Below are 15,956 nucleotides of genomic sequence, written 5' to 3' on the forward strand. Positions count from 1 at the left end.
TAGGGAGTTCCTTCGGCATGAGGTTCACGGCAGGCGGGCGGTGGCAGCGGGCACGGTCCGGCGGCGCGCGGCGTGCGCGCCGCAGGGAGGTCGGCCTCGGCAGGGGCCGGGGCCGGGCGGAGCCGGAGACGGGGCCCGTTTCCGGGGCGTCCGGGTCCGGCCCCGAGGACTGCGATCGGCGCGACGGCCGGTGGTCACGGCTCGGCGGTCACGGCCCACGGGCCATGACCGCAGCGAGCCGCCGCTCATGCGTGGATAGCTTTGGCCTGCAGGAACTTCTCCAGGCCGTAGCGGCCGAGTTCAAGGCCGTTGCCGGATTGTTTGCGGCCGCCGAAGGGGATAAGGAGGTCGGTCTGGGCTCCGTTGATCTGCACCTGGCCGACCTGGAGGCGGCGGGCGAATGCCATGGCCCGTTCGGGGTCGGCAGACCACACCGCTCCGCTGAGGCCGTAGACGGAGTCGTTGGCGATGCGTATCGCCTCCTCCTCATCGGTGTAGGGCAGAATCGACAGGACGGGGCCGAAGATCTCCTGCCGGGCGATGAGCATGTCGGGGCGTACGTCGGCGAAGACGGTGGGCCGCACGTAGTAGCCCACCTCCAGGCCGTCGGGGCGTTCCGTTCCACCTGCGACGAGGCGTGCGCCGTCGTCGAGTCCTTCGGCGATGCAGCCGAGGACCCGCCGCCGTTGGGCTGCGCAGAGCAGCGGGCCCAGCGAGGTTTCCTCACACGTCGGATCGCCCACGGTGTAGCTGTCGGCGGCCTCGGCGGCGAGCTCGACCACCTCGTCGAAGTGGCTGGTGTGCACCAGCATGCGGGTCCAGGCGGTGCAGGTCTGGGCCGAGTTGGCGAACGCGCTGGCCACGCCCTCCGTGACCGCCCGCTTCAGGTCCGCGTCCTGTAGCAGGACGTTGGCGGACTTGCCGCCCAGCTTCGTGATGACCTTCTTGATGGTTCCCGCGGCCAGCTCGCTCACCCGGCGGCCGGTGCGGGTGGAGCCGGTGAGGGAGACGACGTCCACATCCGGGTGAGTGACAAGCGCCTCTCCGGCCGTGGTACCCAGGCCGGGCACGACGTTGAACACGCCGGGCGGCAATCCGGCCTCGTCGGCGGCCTCGGCGAGCAGAAACGCCGACAGAGGGGCCGTCTCGGCCGGTTTCAGCACGACGGTGCACCCAGCGGCCAGCGCGGGAATCCCGTTGGCGATCGCCTGGAAGAGCGGATAGTTGCCCGGGGTGATGGCGCCGACGACCCCGAGGGGCTCCTTGACCACCATGCCGGCGCCCACCCGCTCGGTGAAGGCGAACTCCCTCAGCACCTCAAGGTAGGAGGCGACCAGGGCGAGGGGAGCGCCGACCTGCGCTGTGCGAGCGAAGGACACCGGTGCGCCGACCTCGGCGACGATCGTGCGGGTCATCTCCTCGTGCCGGGTCGCCAGCGCGGCGTGCAGCCGGGACAGATGGGCCAGCCGCTCCTCGATCGGGGTGCCGGACCAGCCGTCCAGTGCCCGGCGCGCGACGCTCACGGCCACGGCCGTCTCGGCCGCAGACGCCAGCGGCACCTTGCCGATCACCTCCTCGGTGGCCGGGTTCTCCACTTCCAGCACCTGCGCATCGCGCACAGGGCGCCACTGGCCGCCCAGATAGACTGCGTCGTACTCCCTCATCGGCTCCCCCTCTCACACCAGGTGGCCGTCATCGTGTGGCAGCTGGGAGGAGGGCGTGCCGGCGAGGGTATGGCGTACCTGCTCACACAGCGTCCGCAGCCGGCGCTCCTCCGCCGCGGACAGGCCCACCTGGCACAGCATGGCCTGCGGGATGCCCTGGGCATCGCGCTGGAGTCGCCGCCCAGCCTCGGTCACGGTCAGCACCAGCCGCCGCTCGTCGTCCACCGCCCTGACCCGGCTCACCAGGCCCTTGCCCTCCAGCCGCTTGACCACCGGAGTCAGCGTCGGCGGATCAAGGTGTGCGTGGTCGGCCAGGGTGCGCAGGTCCACCCCATCGCGCTCCCACAGGGACATCATCACGATGTACTGGGTGTAGGTGAGATCGAGCGGGTCCAGCAGCGGCCGGTAGGCCCGGGTGACGGCGTTCGCCGCACTGTAGAGGGCGAAGCAGGGCTGCTCCGACAGGCGTGCGGCCTCCATGTCCGGCCCCATCAGCGCCAGTACCCGTTGGCCGCGGCGATGGTGGCGAACTCCAGCGCCACGACCTGGGCCACCGAGATCAGCCCGGCCGCGTCCTGGGCGTACTCCGGGCGCAGACGCTGGCGGACATCGGCGTCCGGCTGGGTGGCCTTCACCGTCGTGCGGGCGAGCTTCACGGCCAGCGCTCGGCCTTCTTCAGGGGTGGCGGTGATCAGTGTGTTGCCGGGCACAAGTTCCATCCTCATGACCTCCGAAGCAGTAAGTTTGCGCACGAATCATTAGTGCCCTACTTAATTGTGTCAAGGGTGTGGTTTCCTTCGGGCTCCGGGCAACGATCCCTACCGCGGCGGCACCGGAACCTGCCTGCCTGCCGGGTAACGCACGGTCCGGAGGCAGTCGAGCGGGCGGAGCGAGTGCCGTTTGCCCTGGGCTCGGGTCCGCCGTCGGTGACGTGAGCTACAGCCGTGCCGCGTCAGGGGGCGCGAGCCATGGCTTGTGGAGGTAAACCGGGGTGATCAGGTGTCGTCGCCGTCAGGGGAGTGGGGGCGCCGCAGTCCCTGGAGGAGTAGTTCGATCAGCCGGCGGGGGGTCGTAGCGGAGGTCGCTGTCCTGGCCGATGCAGAGGTTGCCGATGCCGCGCATGAGCTCGTAGGGCTGTACGCCGGGCTTGATGTCGCCGGCGTCGACTGCGGCGGCGAGAAGTTCGGTACGGACGGGCATCAGGCGGTCGAGGAAGTGGGTGTGCAGCGCGGCGAAGCGGTCACTGTCGGACTGCAGGGGCGTCGGTGAGACCGTGCTTGGTGACCAGGAAGTCGGCGAAGAGGTCGACCCACTGGCGCAGCGCCTCGAACGGGGAGCGGCATCGGCCGGCAGTTGCGGACCGGCCTCGGCGCACGCCTCGATCTGGTGGCGGTACACGGCGGTGACGAGGTCCGCCCGGGTCGCGAAGTGTCGGTGGAGCGGCCCCGGCCCGACGCCCGCCCGGGCCGCGATCTCCCGGATCGGCGCATCGATCCCCGAGCTCACGAACACCTCCGCGGCGGCATCGCAGCGTCTGCTGGTTGCGCACCGCGTCGGCCCGCCCGCTGCGGGCGGACGCTCCTTTGGCCGGGCCTGCGGTGTTCCGTATCTCGAATCGATCACCTCATCGAGAGTGTCAAAGTGGTCGGTGACGCGGCCGTGGTGATCAGGGAAATGCGCGTGGATATGACCGCTGCGGAAATGCGAAGAAAATTGGCCAACCGGACCCTCGGAGTGTGGACCCCAGTGGACGGCACATGGAAGTGTCTCGCCCAGCAGGCCACCGCGAAGTGGTAAGGGGCGGACCCTGCGGAGAGTCTCGTTCACCCGGGCTGACCGCGTCTCGGCCGGTCCGCGGGCGCCAGAACTGCTCGGCGTGAGATCCGGGCCAGGCCGCTCCAGAACCACGGCCGGGCCCACCCGCCCCCGGCGACCCGCACGTCGGGACCTGTCAAGCCGAATGAGAAACGGTCCGACGGCGGGTCCGTCAGCGCCGGTAGGGAGCCGACATCCCTGACCGTCGTGACGGATGGCCACTGGCCAGGTTTCGGCGTACCGCTCGGGCCCGTCCGATGGCATCGTCACTTCCATGAAACGTTCGGTGTCGGAGATCCCGGGACGGATGTGGAATCCGGGTGGCACACTCGGCTGGTATACGCGGGAGGAGGCCGTCTCGTCCGGGGCGGGGCTCCGGCCGGGGGGACCATGCGCATTCAGGTACTTGGGCCGTTGCGGGCCTGGCACGGTGAAGCCGGGATCAACCTCGGCACACCTCACCAGCGGGCCCTCCTAGGTCTGCTGGTTCTGGCAGGGGGGCGGTCGCTGTCCCGGGCGGAATTGGCCGACGCCCTGTGGAGAGACCGGCCACCGCGCAGCGCGGTCAATCTGATCCAGACCTACGTCAGGCGATTACGCCGGCTGCTGGAGCCCGCGCGTCCGGCGCGAGCCCCCAGCGTGCTGCTGCCCAGGGTCGGGGACGGCTACGCCCTCCGCGTCCCCCAGGACGACGTCGACCTGTCACGCTTTCGACAGCTGGCGACGCGGGCCGAGGCCGCACGGCGCGACGGCGACGATCGCGGCGCAGGAGGGCTGCTTGGTGAGGCGCTCCGGCTGTGGCAGTCCCCACCGATGGCCGATCTGCCTCTTCTGGCCGCTCATCCCGCTGTTGTCGCGTTGGCCGAGGAGCGGCGGGCCGCGGTGGCGAAATACGGCGATGCGATGATCGCTGCGGGTGCGGCCGAAGAGGCCCTGCCCGTCCTGGCGGAGGCAGCGGCCGCGCACCCGCTGGACGAGAGAGCACACGCCCGTCTGATGCGGGCCCACGGTGCCATCGGACAGCGGGACACGGCCTTCGCGATCTATCTGGACACCCGCCGCAGACTCGGCCACGAACTGGGTGTGGAGCCCGGCGCCGAACTGACCGCAGCGTACGCCGCGTTGCTGGGGGAGGCGGCAGGGAGACCGGGTGTCGGTGCGGCCGGCCTCATGGGAACGCCTTCCCGTGGGGCCGACGTCATGTCGGACGTCCCCGGGCCCGGGGAGGGATCCGGACGCGGCCCCGGGCCCGAGGGCGATCAGCGGACGAGGCCGGACCCGCCCGTCCCGCCCTCCGTTGCCGTCCCGCCCGCGCAGCTCCCAGCGGATGTCTTCGGCTTCACCGGCCGGTCCGCGGAACTGTCCTTGCTCGACCGGCCCTGGGCCGGAGACCAGCGGCCCGACGGCCGGGCCCCGGAGCCCGCGACCATGGCGATCTCGGTGATCTCCGGTACCGCCGGGGTGGGGAAGACCGCCCTGGCCGTCCACTGGGCGCATCGGGCGCGCCACCGGTTCCCTGACGGGCAGCTGTATGTCAACCTGCGGGGCTACGACCCGGACCGGCCTTTGTCCTCCGGTGATGCCCTCACTCGCTTCCTGCACGCCCTGGGGCTGAGTGGCCGGCACATACCTCTCGATCCGGACGAGCGGGCAAGCCGCTACCGGACGGAGATGGCCGACCGCCGCATGCTTGTCGTGCTGGACAATGCCCTGTCCGTCGAACAGGTGCGCCCGTTGCTGCCCGGTACGCCCCCCTGCGCGGTTCTGGTGACCAGCAGAGACAGCCTGGCCGGTCTGGTGGCCCTGCACGGCGCCCAGCGGCTCGAGCTCGGTCCGCTGCTCCCCACCGAGGCGACCTCGCTGCTGCGCCTGCTCATCGGCGACCGGGCACAGACGGATCACACGTCGTCCGCGGTTCTGGCCGAGCAGTGCGCCCGGCTGCCGCTGGCGCTGCGGGTGGCGGCCGAACTGGCCGCTACCCGCCCCGGAGTGACCTTGTCCGAGCTGGTGGCGGAGCTGAGCGACCAGCAACAGCGGCTCGAGTCGCTGGACGCCGGCGGAGACTCCCGCGCCACCGTGCGGTCAGTGTTCTTCTGGTCCTACCGTCATCTGCCTCCCGCCACGGCCCGGACGTTCCGGCTGCTCGCCCTGCACCCGGGGCCGGACCTCAGCGTTCATGCCACCGCCGCCCTCACCGGTGAGAGTGTGGACCAGGCCGGCCGTCAGCTCGCCCTGCTGGCCCGGGCCCATCTGGTCCAGTCCGCCGGGGCCGGGCGGTTCGCCATGCACGACCTCTTGCGCGCCTACGCGGGCCGCATGTCGCTCGCGCGTGACACGCCGGAGGACCGCCGAGCGGCGGGCACCCGCTTGTTCGACCACTACCTGGCTGCTGCCACCGTGGCGATGGATACGCTCTACCCCGCCGAGCGGCACCACCGCCCCGGCAGTGCGCCCACCGCGGCATCGGTCCCGCCGATGCAGGGCCAGGAGGCGGCCCGGGCCTGGCTGTCTGCCGAGATCCCCGTCATGAGCTCGGTCTGTGCCATGGCCATGGACGGGCGCCGGGCCGCCTACGCCGTGCGCCTGGCCGCGGTGCTCTTCCGCCATCTGGACGGCGGCCACCACATGGAGGCGCTGTCGTTCCACACCCACGCGCTGCGCGCGGCCGAGCACATCGGTGACCGTGCCGGCCAAGCCCACGCGCTGACCAACCTCGGCGTCGTCCACTGGCGGCTTGGCACGTACCGATCGGCAGCCGTCCATCTGCGGCAGGCTCTGGCTCTCCATCGCGAGTCGGGCGACCGGCCGGGTCAGGCCCGTACCCTATCCAATCTGGGCAATGTGCACTGGCGGTCGGGCGACCACCGGTCCGCCGCGCACTGCCACCAGCAGGCTCTGTCGCTGTATGAGGAGTTGGGCGACCAGGTCGGCCAGGCCCGTACGCTGACCAACCTCGGCAATGTGTGCCAGCGCCAGGGGGAGTATGACCTGGCTGCCGCCTACCAGCGCCAGGCACTGGATCTGCACGGTGTGACGGGCGACCAGATCGGCCGGGCCCGTACGCTGACCAGCCTCGGCAACGTGTGTCTCCACCAAGGCCGTTACGAGGCGGCCGCCGACCACCACGGTCAGGCCCTTGAGCTCTTCCGCCGCTTCGGTCACCAGGGGGGCCAGGCTTACGCGATGACCGGCCTGGGGGATGTGTTTGTGCGGCAGGGACTGCCTCTCGTGGCCGCCGATCACCACCGCCAGGCCCTGCGCCTGTTCCGTACGATCGGCGAGCGCTACGGCGAGGCGTCCGCGCTCAACGGCCTCGGCGAGGCGTTGCGCGGGGCCGGACGCCCTGCGGAAGCCGTCGTCTATCACGTCAGAGCCGAGGCGGTCGCGGCGAGCACCGGTGAGCGTGACGAACAGGCGCGTGCCCAACTCGGTGCGGCGCTGGCCCGTGGGGACTGCGACGCCGCCGACGCGTCCCCCACCTTGCGTTAGGCAGGCGCACCGGCCTCCGCTTCCCCGGCCTGACCTGTGGGTCGGACAAGCAGTTGTCGTCCGGCCAGTTCCCGGTACAGCGGCGAGATGTCGAGGAGTTCGGCATGGGTACCGCGGGCGGTGACCCGGCCGGCTTCGAGTACGACGATGAGGTCGGAGCGGACGATGGTGGACAGCCGGTGAGCCACGACCACCACCGTGCGGTTGACGGAGACGGAGTCGATCGCCTCGGCCAGAGCGGCCTCGTTGCGGGCGTCGAGGCTGGCGGTCGGTTCGTCCAGTAGGAGCACCGGTGGGGCCGCCAGCAGCACCCGGGCGATGGCCAGCCGCTGGCGTTCGCCGCCGGAGAGCAGCACGCCGCTGTCCCCGACCTGGGTGTCCAGCCCTCGGGGGGTGCGGTGGGCGAGACCGCGCAGGTTGACGGTGTCGAGTACGCGCAGCAGGGTGGCATCGTCGGCGTCGGGCGCGCCCAGGAGCAGGTTGTCCCGCAGGCTGCCCGCCAGGGCGGGCGCGTCCTGTTCGACATAGCCGAGTTGGCCGCGCAGGACGGCGAGCGGCAGTTCACGGGTGTCGACTCCGTGGAGGCGGACGGCGCCCGCGGTGGGTTCGTAGAATCGCTCGGCGAGGGCGAGCAGGGTGCTTTTGCCCGCGCCCGAGGGTCCGACGAGCGCGACACGGAAGCCCCGCGGGATGTCCAGGCTGATGCCGCGCAGCACGGGTATGCCGTCGGGATAGTCGAAGTCGACGTTGTCGAAGGCGAGGGGCGGCGGGTGTGCCAGGACGACGGGCGCAGGACGGTGGACGGTTGCGGGGCCGGTCCGGGGTTCGGTGGGCAAGGAATGCACCTCCTCGATCCGGGCGAGCGCCCCGAGCCCGGCCTGGAAGGTGGTGTACGCCTGCATTGCCTGCGCCATGGGCTGCACGAACAGCAGGAGATAGAGGACGAACGCGACGAGGTCCGCCACGCCCACCGCACCCGACGCCACCCGGGCGCTGCCGTAGCCCAGCACGGACAGGAGGGCCGCCTGCATCGCGACATTGGTCAGGGGGACGGCCAGTGATTCCAGGCGGGCCACGCTGAGCCCGGCTTCGTAGGCGGCCGCCGCACTGCGCCTGACCTGCGCGGCCTCACGTTCCTCGGCGCGGGCGGCACGGATGGTGCGCACCGCGGTCAGCGCCCGCTCGACGGAGGCCGTCATGGCGCCCACAGCCTGCTGAGCCTGGCCGCTCAGGCGCCGGACGCGGCGCGAGACCGTGGCCACGGCGGCTACACCGGCCCCCACCGACAGCAGGGTCACCCCCAGCAGCGGCGGATCGATGCTCCCCATCAGGACCACGGCACCGAGGGCGACCACCACTCCCGAGCCCAGGTCCACCAGACCACCGGTCACCACAGACCGCAGCAGGGTGGTGTCGGCGCCCACCCGGGAGATCAGGTCTCCTGTGCGTCGCCGGTCGAACTCCTCGATCGGCAGCCGCAGCAGAGTCTCCACCAGGGTGCGTCGTGCGGTGAAGACCACGCCTTCCGCGGTGCGCTGGAGCAGATAGCGCTGGAGTCCTTCCAGGGCCGCGGCCGCCACCACCACGCTGATCAGGAGGGCGAGGGCGGTGCTGAGACCGGAGCCCTCGTTCGCCGCGCCCAGTGTCCGCTGGACCAGCAGCGGCTGGGCAAGGGCTGCGGCCGCCGAGACCAGGGACAGCCCCATGACCGCCAGCAGCGGGCCGCGATGGGGGGAGAGGTACGACCACAGCCGGGGCGGCCGGCGGCGGGGCGCGACTGGTACGTGCCTCACGAGGGGAGCCCGCGTCGCCGGTCGGGCGCCGCCGCAGCGTCCGTCAGGTGGGCGGAGCTGATGCGCTGCAGCACGCGGTAGCCGATGGTGACGTCCTGGTTGTCGTTGAGCACGATGCCGTGGATCGCGGTCCAGGCGTGGAAGTGGTCCTTCGCGAAGGTGCTGGTCAGTGCCCTGGCCACACAGACCTCGGCGGGCAGTCCCAGGGCCGACAGATAGCGGGCAAGGGCCAGGGAGCGGGGCAGGCAGTCGGCCCGGGGCATCAAGACCCGCATCACCGCCTGGGACCAGAACACCTGTCGCCGGGCCAGGCGGACGCTCAAGTCCGGGTGGAGGCCGCGCAGACGCCAGGCGCCCGGGGCCGGCCGGGCTCCTTCGAGGAGCAGGCGTGCCCTGCTCCAGCCGCGACGGCGGTAGGTCCACGCCGTGGCTGCGGTGGCCCACAGCGCGCGCAGCCGTAAACGCGGTGGCACGCCCGGCGGCGCCGTGTGCGGGGCCGGGTCGGCCAGGAAGAATTCCCAGTCCGCCAGGGGTTTGGTGACGGCTCTCACGGTCGCCCCTCCTCGCCGGGGGACAGCAGGCCGTGCTGTGCGAGCTGGTGCGCGAGGGCAGTGACGCCGGCGTCCAGGGTGGTGGGGGGCGCCTCCACCAGGTCCCCAAGGTGAGCGACCACCTCCTGAAGCGTTCCGAACCGCAGGGCGGCACTGAGCATCAGCGTCGCCGTCGCGTTCAGGGCCAGGTAGACGTCCTTGCGGGTGTCCAGGATCACCCCGGCCTCGTCGGTCGGATCGAAGACGGCGTGGTCGGCCAGGCGCAGCAGAGGTTCGCGGGCTGCCTGCGCGGTCGGCACCGATACCAACCACGGGCCCTCCGTGCCGGGAGCGGGGTTCACGGTCATGGGGTTCATACCTTTCGTGCTGGGTTGATTCGGGCCATTCGTAAGATCGGACACCCAGGGATGCCGGGTGCGGCTGTCATGTGGTTGCCGCATGCGTGGCTTGGAAGGATTGGCCGTCCGGTATCCCGCGACGACTCGACTCCTGATTGGGATGCGCGAACCGAATCGCTCGTATGGACGTGACAGCGAGGTCGTCTGCTGGGACAGCACAGAAGAAGGACGAAGGAGGGTCGGGTGCCCGAACGGTGGGCGGGGACGGACGCGGGCAAGGCCGAACACCACTGCACCGCGCTCGACGTGGACGGCACCCAAGCTGCTCTCGCGCCGGATACCGAACAACGAGGACGAGCTACAGCCGTCGCCTGCTGCGGACGCTCTATCTCCCCGCCCAGGTCGCCGCCATGCACGGTCCGCAGTCCAAGGTCGTCTACCAGCGCAAACGCGCCGAGGGGAAGTCCCACAAGCAGGCTGTCCTCGCGCTCGCCAGAGGCCGTCTGAACGTGCTCTGGGCCCTGATACGCGACCACCGCGCCTTCGCGGCATTCACTGCCCATCCCGTTGCCGCAGCGGCATGATCCAGTCACAAGGCGTCACCGCCTCGACTGGACGTCATGATTGGGGATCCTTCCCTCGTAGTGGCGCAGGAAGATCTCGGTCATGGCGGCGTGGACGAGCGTCTCGGCGTTGCGGCGCCTGCGGTGCGGGTCGGTCAGCACCTCGGCCAGCCGCTCGGGGTTCACCACACCCATCCGTACGAGCCGGGAGTCCCCTCCACCCATCAGGTCATGGAAGACCTTGGCATCGGCCAGGGCGCGGTTCTTGTGCGCCGAGGACATCCACAGGCGTCCGTACCGACGCCATACGGACGCGGGCAGCCGGGTGGACAGCAGCAGCCGAAGCACCGGCTTGGTGATCACCTGCCCCTGGTAGGGGAACATCCGATACGCATCGGGCATGCGCGCGGCCAGCCTGCGCAGCTCCCGGGAGCCCAGAGGGTTGCACATCATGATTCCGCGCGGCCGCCACGAGGTCAGATGCGCGCAGACGTCCTTGACCGAGTAGTCGTCCTCGGCCGCTACGTCCGCGAACGGGTCGTCCGGGACGCCCGGCATGGGTTCGAGAAAGTCCGTGGCCCGTATCAGGCCGCTGTCGGACCGGATGTCGTCGAACAGCGAGCGGGACCGGGAGGCGGTGCGGAGGATCTGCGGAAGTTCCCAGCGGGAGCTGACCAGCCCCGCGCACAGCGCCGCCCTCTCGCGGAACGGGATGTCTGCGGCCAGGGCATCGTGCAGGCCATAGCGGAGCGGGCCGAACCGCAGGTCACCGTCCCTGCCCCACACCAGCAGCCTGATGCCGTCGCCGTGCACCCGCTGGGCCAGTTGCTCCAGCCAGGGGTACCCCACGTTCAGGAAGGGGTGGGGGAAGGAGCGCTCGCGCGGCGGGAAGTGGCTGTCGTAGCCCGCCTTGACCATCTCCAGCGGAACGGACAGGTGGTTGCAGATCGTTCGTGCGTACCCGGACTCGTCGGCCAGCGGGTCGTCCACCACATGGTGGTAGGCCACCACGTCGGCCCCGGCCTCGACCAGCGCGCACAGCACGGCCGCCGAGTCGAGCCCGCCACTGACCATGACTCCGACCCGGCCCGCGCCCACGTACGCGCGGGCCTCCCGCAGCAGCATGTCGTAGGCGAGCTCGGCGTACTGGGCCAGCGGAGTACGACGCGGTAGGTCGAGCGGCGTGAGGGAGTCGAAGCGGACGCTGGACAGGGTCCTTGGGCGGACCACGACCATCTCGCCGGGGCGTACGGGGGTCAGCCCGTGGTAGATGAACACCTCGTCGCCACGACAGCACCGCCAGATGGCTTGCCGGCTGAACTCCTCGCGTTCCTGGTCGAGCAGGTCGGCCGGATCGGTGGACCAACGCACCACCGGGCCGTCCCTGCGGTAGAGCAGCCCCTCGGTACTGACGAGGTTTCGGAACAGCGTCACCTTGCGCGCGGTCACCAGGGCCCCGCACAGTTCACCGGGCAGCCGCGCGAGCTCCGCATGGCGGCCCTCTCGGACCAGATCCGCGATCCGCCGCTGCCACCCGTCCGTGGCCGGAAGGGTCACCGGTCCTGATAGCAGCAGGTACTCTTCGGGGCCGGTCGCCACCAGCCCGAGGGAAGGGTTCGGGGCCAGCCGCTGCACCGCGTGGTGAGGCGCTGACGGTGTCCCCCGGCTTGCGAACGACAGGCGGGCGAGCCCGACCTCCCCACCGGCGGCGTCGAAATCCACCCGACCGGAGATGCCGAGAAATTCCCCGACCAGCAACGGAGCCCCCTCTTTCGCCACATGGTTCAGCCGGTATCTGACGCCTCGCCTCGTTCAGGCGTGGCTGATCGGCATCCGCTCCCGCCCGATGGAGGCGGGAGCGGAGCGGGTGGTGCCGGCCGTCCTCAGCGGAGGCGCCGGTGGGTGGTGATGACGTTGTCGAAGGTCTGCCCGATGGTCAGCCATCCGGTCAGTTCCTCGACGGTGCCCAGCACGGTGACGCTGGGCTCCGCATAAGCCAGCTTGCTCTTCATCAGCTTTCCTTCCTTCCCTCGGGTCGGGTTCGGTGCGTGTTGCTCTCCAGGTTGCGTCGTACGTCTGGACGAGGACTGGACATCCGTTGGACACGGCCGCCCGGCGCGTGATGTGCGGCCGTGATCGCCTGACTACTGTGCGGGCACCCGGCCGCAGTGGCCCGGCCCCCCGCGACCCATACAGCAACGACGAGCCGGACGAAGGCGAAGACGAGTGCCGCAGCCCAGGCGCGGCTGGTCGGGTGAAGGCGTAGCGGCCGAGGAAGTTGATGTGGTCGTACTGGAGTGGGGAGAGGCGGGCGAGGAGTTCGTCGGTTTCGGGGAAGCCGTCGGCGGCGAGCCGTTTGACGGCGGCCTCGATGTATTGCACAGCACCACAGCGTTCAGGGCCAGGCCGAGGGCGCCGAGCTGATGCTCCATCCCTTCGCGGTAGTGCTGGCGCAGTTCGCCGCGCTGCCCGAAGAAGATCCGGCGGGCGAGGCGGTGGCGGGCTTCGGTGACGTTGAGCTGGGCGCCGATCATGCGCCGGTATCCCTCGTCGGAGACGAATTGGAGCAGGTGCGCGGGAGAGCATGCGGATCAGGTCGTGGCCGCGGACTTCGCCGAGGGTGAGAGAGCCGGCCACGCGGAGCATGTCGCCCCAGTGGGCGCGTATTCGGTCCAGGCGGATGGTGTGGTTCGAGACGGTCTGGAGCGGCCCGTAGTCGGCTGCGGTGTTCGTCCGCCGCAGCCGGGCGTCGGAGATGTCGGCGATCCGCGGGGAGAACTGGTATCCGCAGATCGCGAAGAGGCCGAAGACGACGTCGGAGTACGACGCGGTGTCAGTGATGACGGTCTCCGGCTTCGGCTCACCGTCGCGGGCGTGGATGGCGTCCAGGATGAACAGCGAGTCGCGCAGTGTGCCCGGCACTACGACACCGCCAGCTCATGACCTGGTCGTTGACCACGTTCAACCAGGTGGCGCCCTTGTACCGCAGGCCGAAGTACCGAGGGTTCGAGCCTGCGTACAGGGTCTGCACGGGACGGTGAAGCGCACGCCTGGTCGACCTGGACCAGGCGGGCCCGGGTGAGCGCCGGGACGTCCGGCTTGATGACCGGGGTCAGGTTCACGTTGCACGCCTCGCTCAGCAGCACGGCGCACAGGCTGGTGGTGAAGCCCTCCATGCCGGAGTCGGTGCTGGAGATGTGCGTGAACGCGTCCGCCATGCCGGTCAGCTCGGCGACCTCCAGCACGCCGGCGCAGGGAGCGGTGCAGGTGCTCCCAAACACAGAACGAGTACGCGGCCTCGTCGACCAGGCCCTGCGGCAGGTTCGGGTTGGCGAACTCCAGCCGCGGTCACGAGCCGGCCGCCAGGTCGCAGGCGACTTCCTCGGCACCGACCTTCTTCCGGCCGATCAGGTCCGGCAGCCCCTTGAGCGCCTTCACGACCGGGGCACCGGCCTCGACCGCAGCGAAGTCGATGACCTCGACCAACAGGCGGATGAAGCCGCGCACGGTGCCGTAGTGCCCAGGGGCACGGTGGCACCCCACCAGCTACTGCGTGACATCCATAGGGGCATCACACTCGCCGTCCGCTGCGAAGCGACCGTCCTCGTCGCGGCCATCGACGAGTGGCGGTGACCAGCACTCACCCGACACTGGCCAGGATGGCCGCGGAAGCATCAGGAAGTCATGGCGGCTCGGTCGGACTCGCTGCGCAGAACGCAGAATTCGTTGCCTTCGGGATCAGCAAGGACCGCCCAGCCGGAGCCATCGGGATTCCGGCGATCGGCGACAAGGGTGGCACCGAGGCCCAGCAGCCGTTCCACCTCCTGCTCACGCGAGGTCTCCGGGCGCAGACACAGATGGATCCGGTTCTTGATCGTCTTAGCCTCGGGCACCTGATTGAAGTGCAGCACTGGGCCCTCCGCCAGCAGCACCTGAGTCTCCGGATCACCCGGTTTGTCCTCCGGATGCAGCGGACGGCCGGTCACTCTGCTCCAGAACCGGGCCAACTCGTAGGCATCCGCACAGTCAATCGCCACGTTCTGCAATATTGAGACCATGCGCGCGAGCCTTCCTGATTTCCACTCCAGACGCCACCGAGTTGCGCTCGCTCTTCGCGTACACAGCCGGGTACCTGGCAGCTCTTTCGATACACGCCCTGGAACGCATCACCCAGGCCTGGTACACCCAGAAGGTCATCGCCGAGATCATGATCTTCCTCCAGGGCCTGCGCATCTCCGCCCACCTGGCCGTGAAGAACTACCAGACCTGCGGCGTCGACGACCGTCGTGCCGAGGGCTCTCATCCAGTCCAATCGCCTTTGGTAGAGGCCGGGGTGGTACCGGACTGTCTACCACCGTGCTGCAGGCCAAGAGGCCGAGGCCGAGCACACAGCGATGAGAGCGACCCGGTGCACGGCAGTAGTGCCCGGAAGATGCGCATATGGTGCACGAGGTGGTGTTCCCGAAGCTGGATCAGATTCATGACCGTATGCATTTGATGAGGCGGTGACGGCCGAAATCGGGGGCTGGGCTCGGCAGGGGAGGTAGAAGCATGGATGCGATGTCGAGAGGCGGGCGTGCGGCCGGGCGGGGTTGTACTATCCGGCATGCCGCTACGGTTGTCTCGTTCTGTCGTGCGGCAGTCCCGTGAACGAGGCGCCGCTCTCATCGAGGCTGCGCCACTCGTGTGTCTCATGCGGAGGCTGGGTGATGGGTGGGGGTATACCGGGGCAGTTTGCCCTGACCTTCGACAGACTGTGCACGCGTCCTGTCGGTGGCCGCCGTCCATTCGCCAACAAGGAGCTGGCGCAGATCGTCAATAAGCAGGGCGGAGATATCACCGAAGGCTACATCTCCCTGCTGCGCAAGGGGCGCCGCGACAACCCCACCTTGCAGACCGTCGAGAACCTGGCCTCGGCCCTCGGGGTGTGCCCGGCTGTTTTCGTCGGCGGGCGCGTGGAACGCAGGGGCGAGGAGAATCCCCGCAGTTCCTTCCCGGCCAAGCTGCGCCGCCTGTTCAGTGCGGCCCACCCCCCGGGCCGCGGCCCCTACACGCCGGAGGAGGTCGCCAAGGCCATCTGTGTGGAGGGCCGGTACGGCTCCATCTCGCCCAGTTACATCCGGGAGCTGCTCAACCCGCCGGCCGACACTCTGCCCAACCCGCGCTTCAAGCACATCTTGGGCCTTGTCGCCCACTTCGGCCTTCCCGACGACTCCAGCGGCCCGCTGGGGGCGTACTTCCTCGATGACGAATTGGCCGCGACCGTTGACGCCCAACTCGCCAACTACGTGGCTCTGCGAGACACCGGCGTGATCGAGTTCGCCATGCGGATGGCCGACCAGGCGCCCCGGTTGAGTCCTGACCTGCGCCGCCGGGCCGTAGAGACGTTCATCCAGGCTCTGGAATCCGGAGAGCCGCCTGGGTGCTTCCGCTGAGACGCGCTGTTCCCCATGCAGTCAGTGATCGTAGGCGTTCAGTGAGCGGCAGACCGCCTGGTCTGCGCGGAGTTGTGCCATATCGCGACGGCCAGGGCCAGGGCACTCTGAGCCGTGCCGGATTCTGAGTCGCTGTGCCGGGAAGAGCTGATCGCGCCCGGCCGGCGCAAGGGCGCCTCGATCACCACGTCGGCCACGCAACCAGTGAGTGAATCGGCGCTGCCGCAGTGATGCCGCCTTTACTGCGATAGGAGCACGGGACTCTTTGGCGCTGCTCCAGTTAACCCGATTTACCGCGACGTGAGAAA

At 69.9% G+C, this 15,956-nt stretch carries 13 protein-coding genes and 3 pseudogenes; 3 read left to right on the forward strand and 13 right to left on the reverse strand.

Annotation, left to right across the window (positions count from 1 at the left end; translation table 11 throughout):
• Window positions 1–245: 245 nt before the first annotated feature.
• The 4 genes and pseudogenes from HUT19_RS39155 to HUT19_RS39170 all read right to left on the reverse strand — a co-directional run bounded on the left by HUT19_RS39155 (window position 246) and on the right by HUT19_RS39170 (window position 3,273).
• A complete protein-coding gene (locus tag HUT19_RS39155) occupies window positions 246–1,664 on the reverse strand; it encodes an aldehyde dehydrogenase family protein (protein ID WP_176185805.1) in 1,419 nt (472 codons plus the stop codon).
• Between the two features lie 12 nt (window positions 1,665–1,676).
• Complete coding sequence (locus HUT19_RS39160) at window positions 1,677–2,144, reverse strand: MarR family winged helix-turn-helix transcriptional regulator (RefSeq protein WP_217712331.1); 468 nt, start codon at window positions 2,142–2,144, stop codon at window positions 1,677–1,679.
• 11 nt (window positions 2,145–2,155) lie between these two features.
• Window positions 2,156–2,383, reverse strand: a complete 228-nt coding sequence (locus tag HUT19_RS39165) for a hexameric tyrosine-coordinated heme protein (RefSeq protein ID WP_176185809.1) — start codon at window positions 2,381–2,383, stop codon at window positions 2,156–2,158.
• A gap of 276 nt (window positions 2,384–2,659) precedes the next feature.
• A pseudogene (locus HUT19_RS39170) lies at window positions 2,660–3,273 on the reverse strand (TetR/AcrR family transcriptional regulator).
• Between the two features lie 596 nt (window positions 3,274–3,869).
• On the opposite strand from HUT19_RS39170, the gene HUT19_RS39175 reads away from it, so the two are divergent.
• A complete protein-coding gene (locus HUT19_RS39175) occupies window positions 3,870–6,968 on the forward strand; it encodes a tetratricopeptide repeat protein (protein WP_176185811.1) in 3,099 nt (1,032 codons plus the stop codon).
• Here HUT19_RS39175 and HUT19_RS39180 read toward each other — a convergent pair.
• The 3 genes from HUT19_RS39180 to HUT19_RS39190 are packed head-to-tail and all read right to left on the reverse strand — an operon-like array spanning window position 6,965 to window position 9,659.
• Complete coding sequence (locus tag HUT19_RS39180) at window positions 6,965–8,761, reverse strand: ABC transporter ATP-binding protein (protein WP_254886044.1); 1,797 nt, start codon at window positions 8,759–8,761, stop codon at window positions 6,965–6,967. The two genes, HUT19_RS39175 and HUT19_RS39180, sit on opposite strands and share 4 nt — an antisense overlap.
• A complete protein-coding gene (locus tag HUT19_RS39185; protein WP_176185813.1) occupies window positions 8,758–9,312 on the reverse strand; it encodes a lasso peptide biosynthesis B2 protein in 555 nt (184 codons plus the stop codon). Before HUT19_RS39185 ends, HUT19_RS39180 begins: the two co-directional genes overlap by 4 nt.
• Window positions 9,309–9,659, reverse strand: a complete 351-nt coding sequence (locus HUT19_RS39190; protein ID WP_176185815.1) for a PqqD family protein — start codon at window positions 9,657–9,659, stop codon at window positions 9,309–9,311. Before HUT19_RS39190 ends, HUT19_RS39185 begins: the two co-directional genes overlap by 4 nt.
• 350 nt (window positions 9,660–10,009) lie before the next feature.
• On the opposite strand from HUT19_RS39190, the pseudogene HUT19_RS39195 reads away from it, so the two are divergent.
• Window positions 10,010–10,234, forward strand: a pseudogene (locus HUT19_RS39195) (IS110 family transposase); the annotation flags it as partial.
• A 15-nt stretch (window positions 10,235–10,249) separates the two neighbouring features.
• On the opposite strand, the gene HUT19_RS39200 reads toward HUT19_RS39195, so the two are convergent.
• The 6 genes and pseudogenes from HUT19_RS39200 to HUT19_RS39220 all read right to left on the reverse strand — a co-directional run bounded on the left by HUT19_RS39200 (window position 10,250) and on the right by HUT19_RS39220 (window position 14,271).
• A complete protein-coding gene (locus HUT19_RS39200) occupies window positions 10,250–11,971 on the reverse strand; it encodes an asparagine synthase-related protein (protein WP_176185817.1) in 1,722 nt (573 codons plus the stop codon).
• Window positions 11,972–12,096: 125 nt separating this feature from the next.
• A complete protein-coding gene (locus HUT19_RS44105; RefSeq protein WP_303332502.1) occupies window positions 12,097–12,225 on the reverse strand; it encodes a hypothetical protein in 129 nt (42 codons plus the stop codon).
• Between the two features lie 310 nt (window positions 12,226–12,535).
• A pseudogene (locus tag HUT19_RS44460) lies at window positions 12,536–13,135 on the reverse strand (Tn3 family transposase); the annotation flags it as partial.
• On the reverse strand, window positions 13,135–13,458 hold the full coding sequence (locus HUT19_RS39210) for a Tn3 family transposase (RefSeq protein ID WP_176185821.1): 324 nt from the start codon (window positions 13,456–13,458) through the stop codon (window positions 13,135–13,137). The pseudogene HUT19_RS44460 and the gene HUT19_RS39210, both read right to left, overlap by 1 nt.
• A 103-nt stretch (window positions 13,459–13,561) precedes the next feature.
• The gene (locus tag HUT19_RS39215) at window positions 13,562–13,720 is read right to left on the reverse strand and encodes a hypothetical protein (RefSeq protein WP_176185823.1); all 159 of its coding nucleotides are present in this window, start codon (window positions 13,718–13,720) and stop codon (window positions 13,562–13,564) included.
• Between the two features lie 167 nt (window positions 13,721–13,887).
• On the reverse strand, window positions 13,888–14,271 hold the full coding sequence (locus HUT19_RS39220) for a VOC family protein (protein ID WP_176185825.1): 384 nt from the start codon (window positions 14,269–14,271) through the stop codon (window positions 13,888–13,890).
• A 651-nt stretch (window positions 14,272–14,922) separates the two neighbouring features.
• On the opposite strand from HUT19_RS39220, the gene HUT19_RS39225 reads away from it, so the two are divergent.
• On the forward strand, window positions 14,923–15,648 hold the full coding sequence (locus HUT19_RS39225; protein ID WP_176185827.1) for a hypothetical protein: 726 nt from the start codon (window positions 14,923–14,925) through the stop codon (window positions 15,646–15,648).
• The last annotated feature ends 308 nt before the right edge of the window (window positions 15,649–15,956 follow it).

Origin of the sequence: Streptomyces sp. NA02950, assembly GCF_013364155.1 — a bacterium.
In the GTDB taxonomy this organism is placed as follows: domain Bacteria; phylum Actinomycetota; class Actinomycetes; order Streptomycetales; family Streptomycetaceae; genus Streptomyces.

Excerpts from the sequence above, each read along its gene's own strand:
- HUT19_RS39165 (WP_176185809.1), bottom strand. The coding sequence starts at position 2,383 with ATGGAACTTGTGCCCGGCAACACACTGATCACCGCCACCCCTGAAGAA.
- HUT19_RS39175 (WP_176185811.1), top strand. The coding sequence starts at position 3,870 with ATGCGCATTCAGGTACTTGGGCCGTTGCGGGCCTGGCACGGTGAAGCC.
- HUT19_RS39220 (WP_176185825.1), bottom strand. The coding sequence starts at position 14,271 with ATGGTCTCAATATTGCAGAACGTGGCGATTGACTGTGCGGATGCCTAC.
- HUT19_RS39190 (WP_176185815.1), bottom strand. The coding sequence starts at position 9,659 with ATGACCGTGAACCCCGCTCCCGGCACGGAGGGCCCGTGGTTGGTATCG.
- HUT19_RS39225 (WP_176185827.1), top strand. The coding sequence starts at position 14,923 with ATGGGTGGGGGTATACCGGGGCAGTTTGCCCTGACCTTCGACAGACTG.
- HUT19_RS39160 (WP_217712331.1), bottom strand. The coding sequence starts at position 2,144 with ATGGAGGCCGCACGCCTGTCGGAGCAGCCCTGCTTCGCCCTCTACAGT.
- HUT19_RS44105 (WP_303332502.1), bottom strand. The coding sequence starts at position 12,225 with ATGAAGAGCAAGCTGGCTTATGCGGAGCCCAGCGTCACCGTGCTGGGC.
- HUT19_RS39155 (WP_176185805.1), bottom strand. The coding sequence starts at position 1,664 with ATGAGGGAGTACGACGCAGTCTATCTGGGCGGCCAGTGGCGCCCTGTG.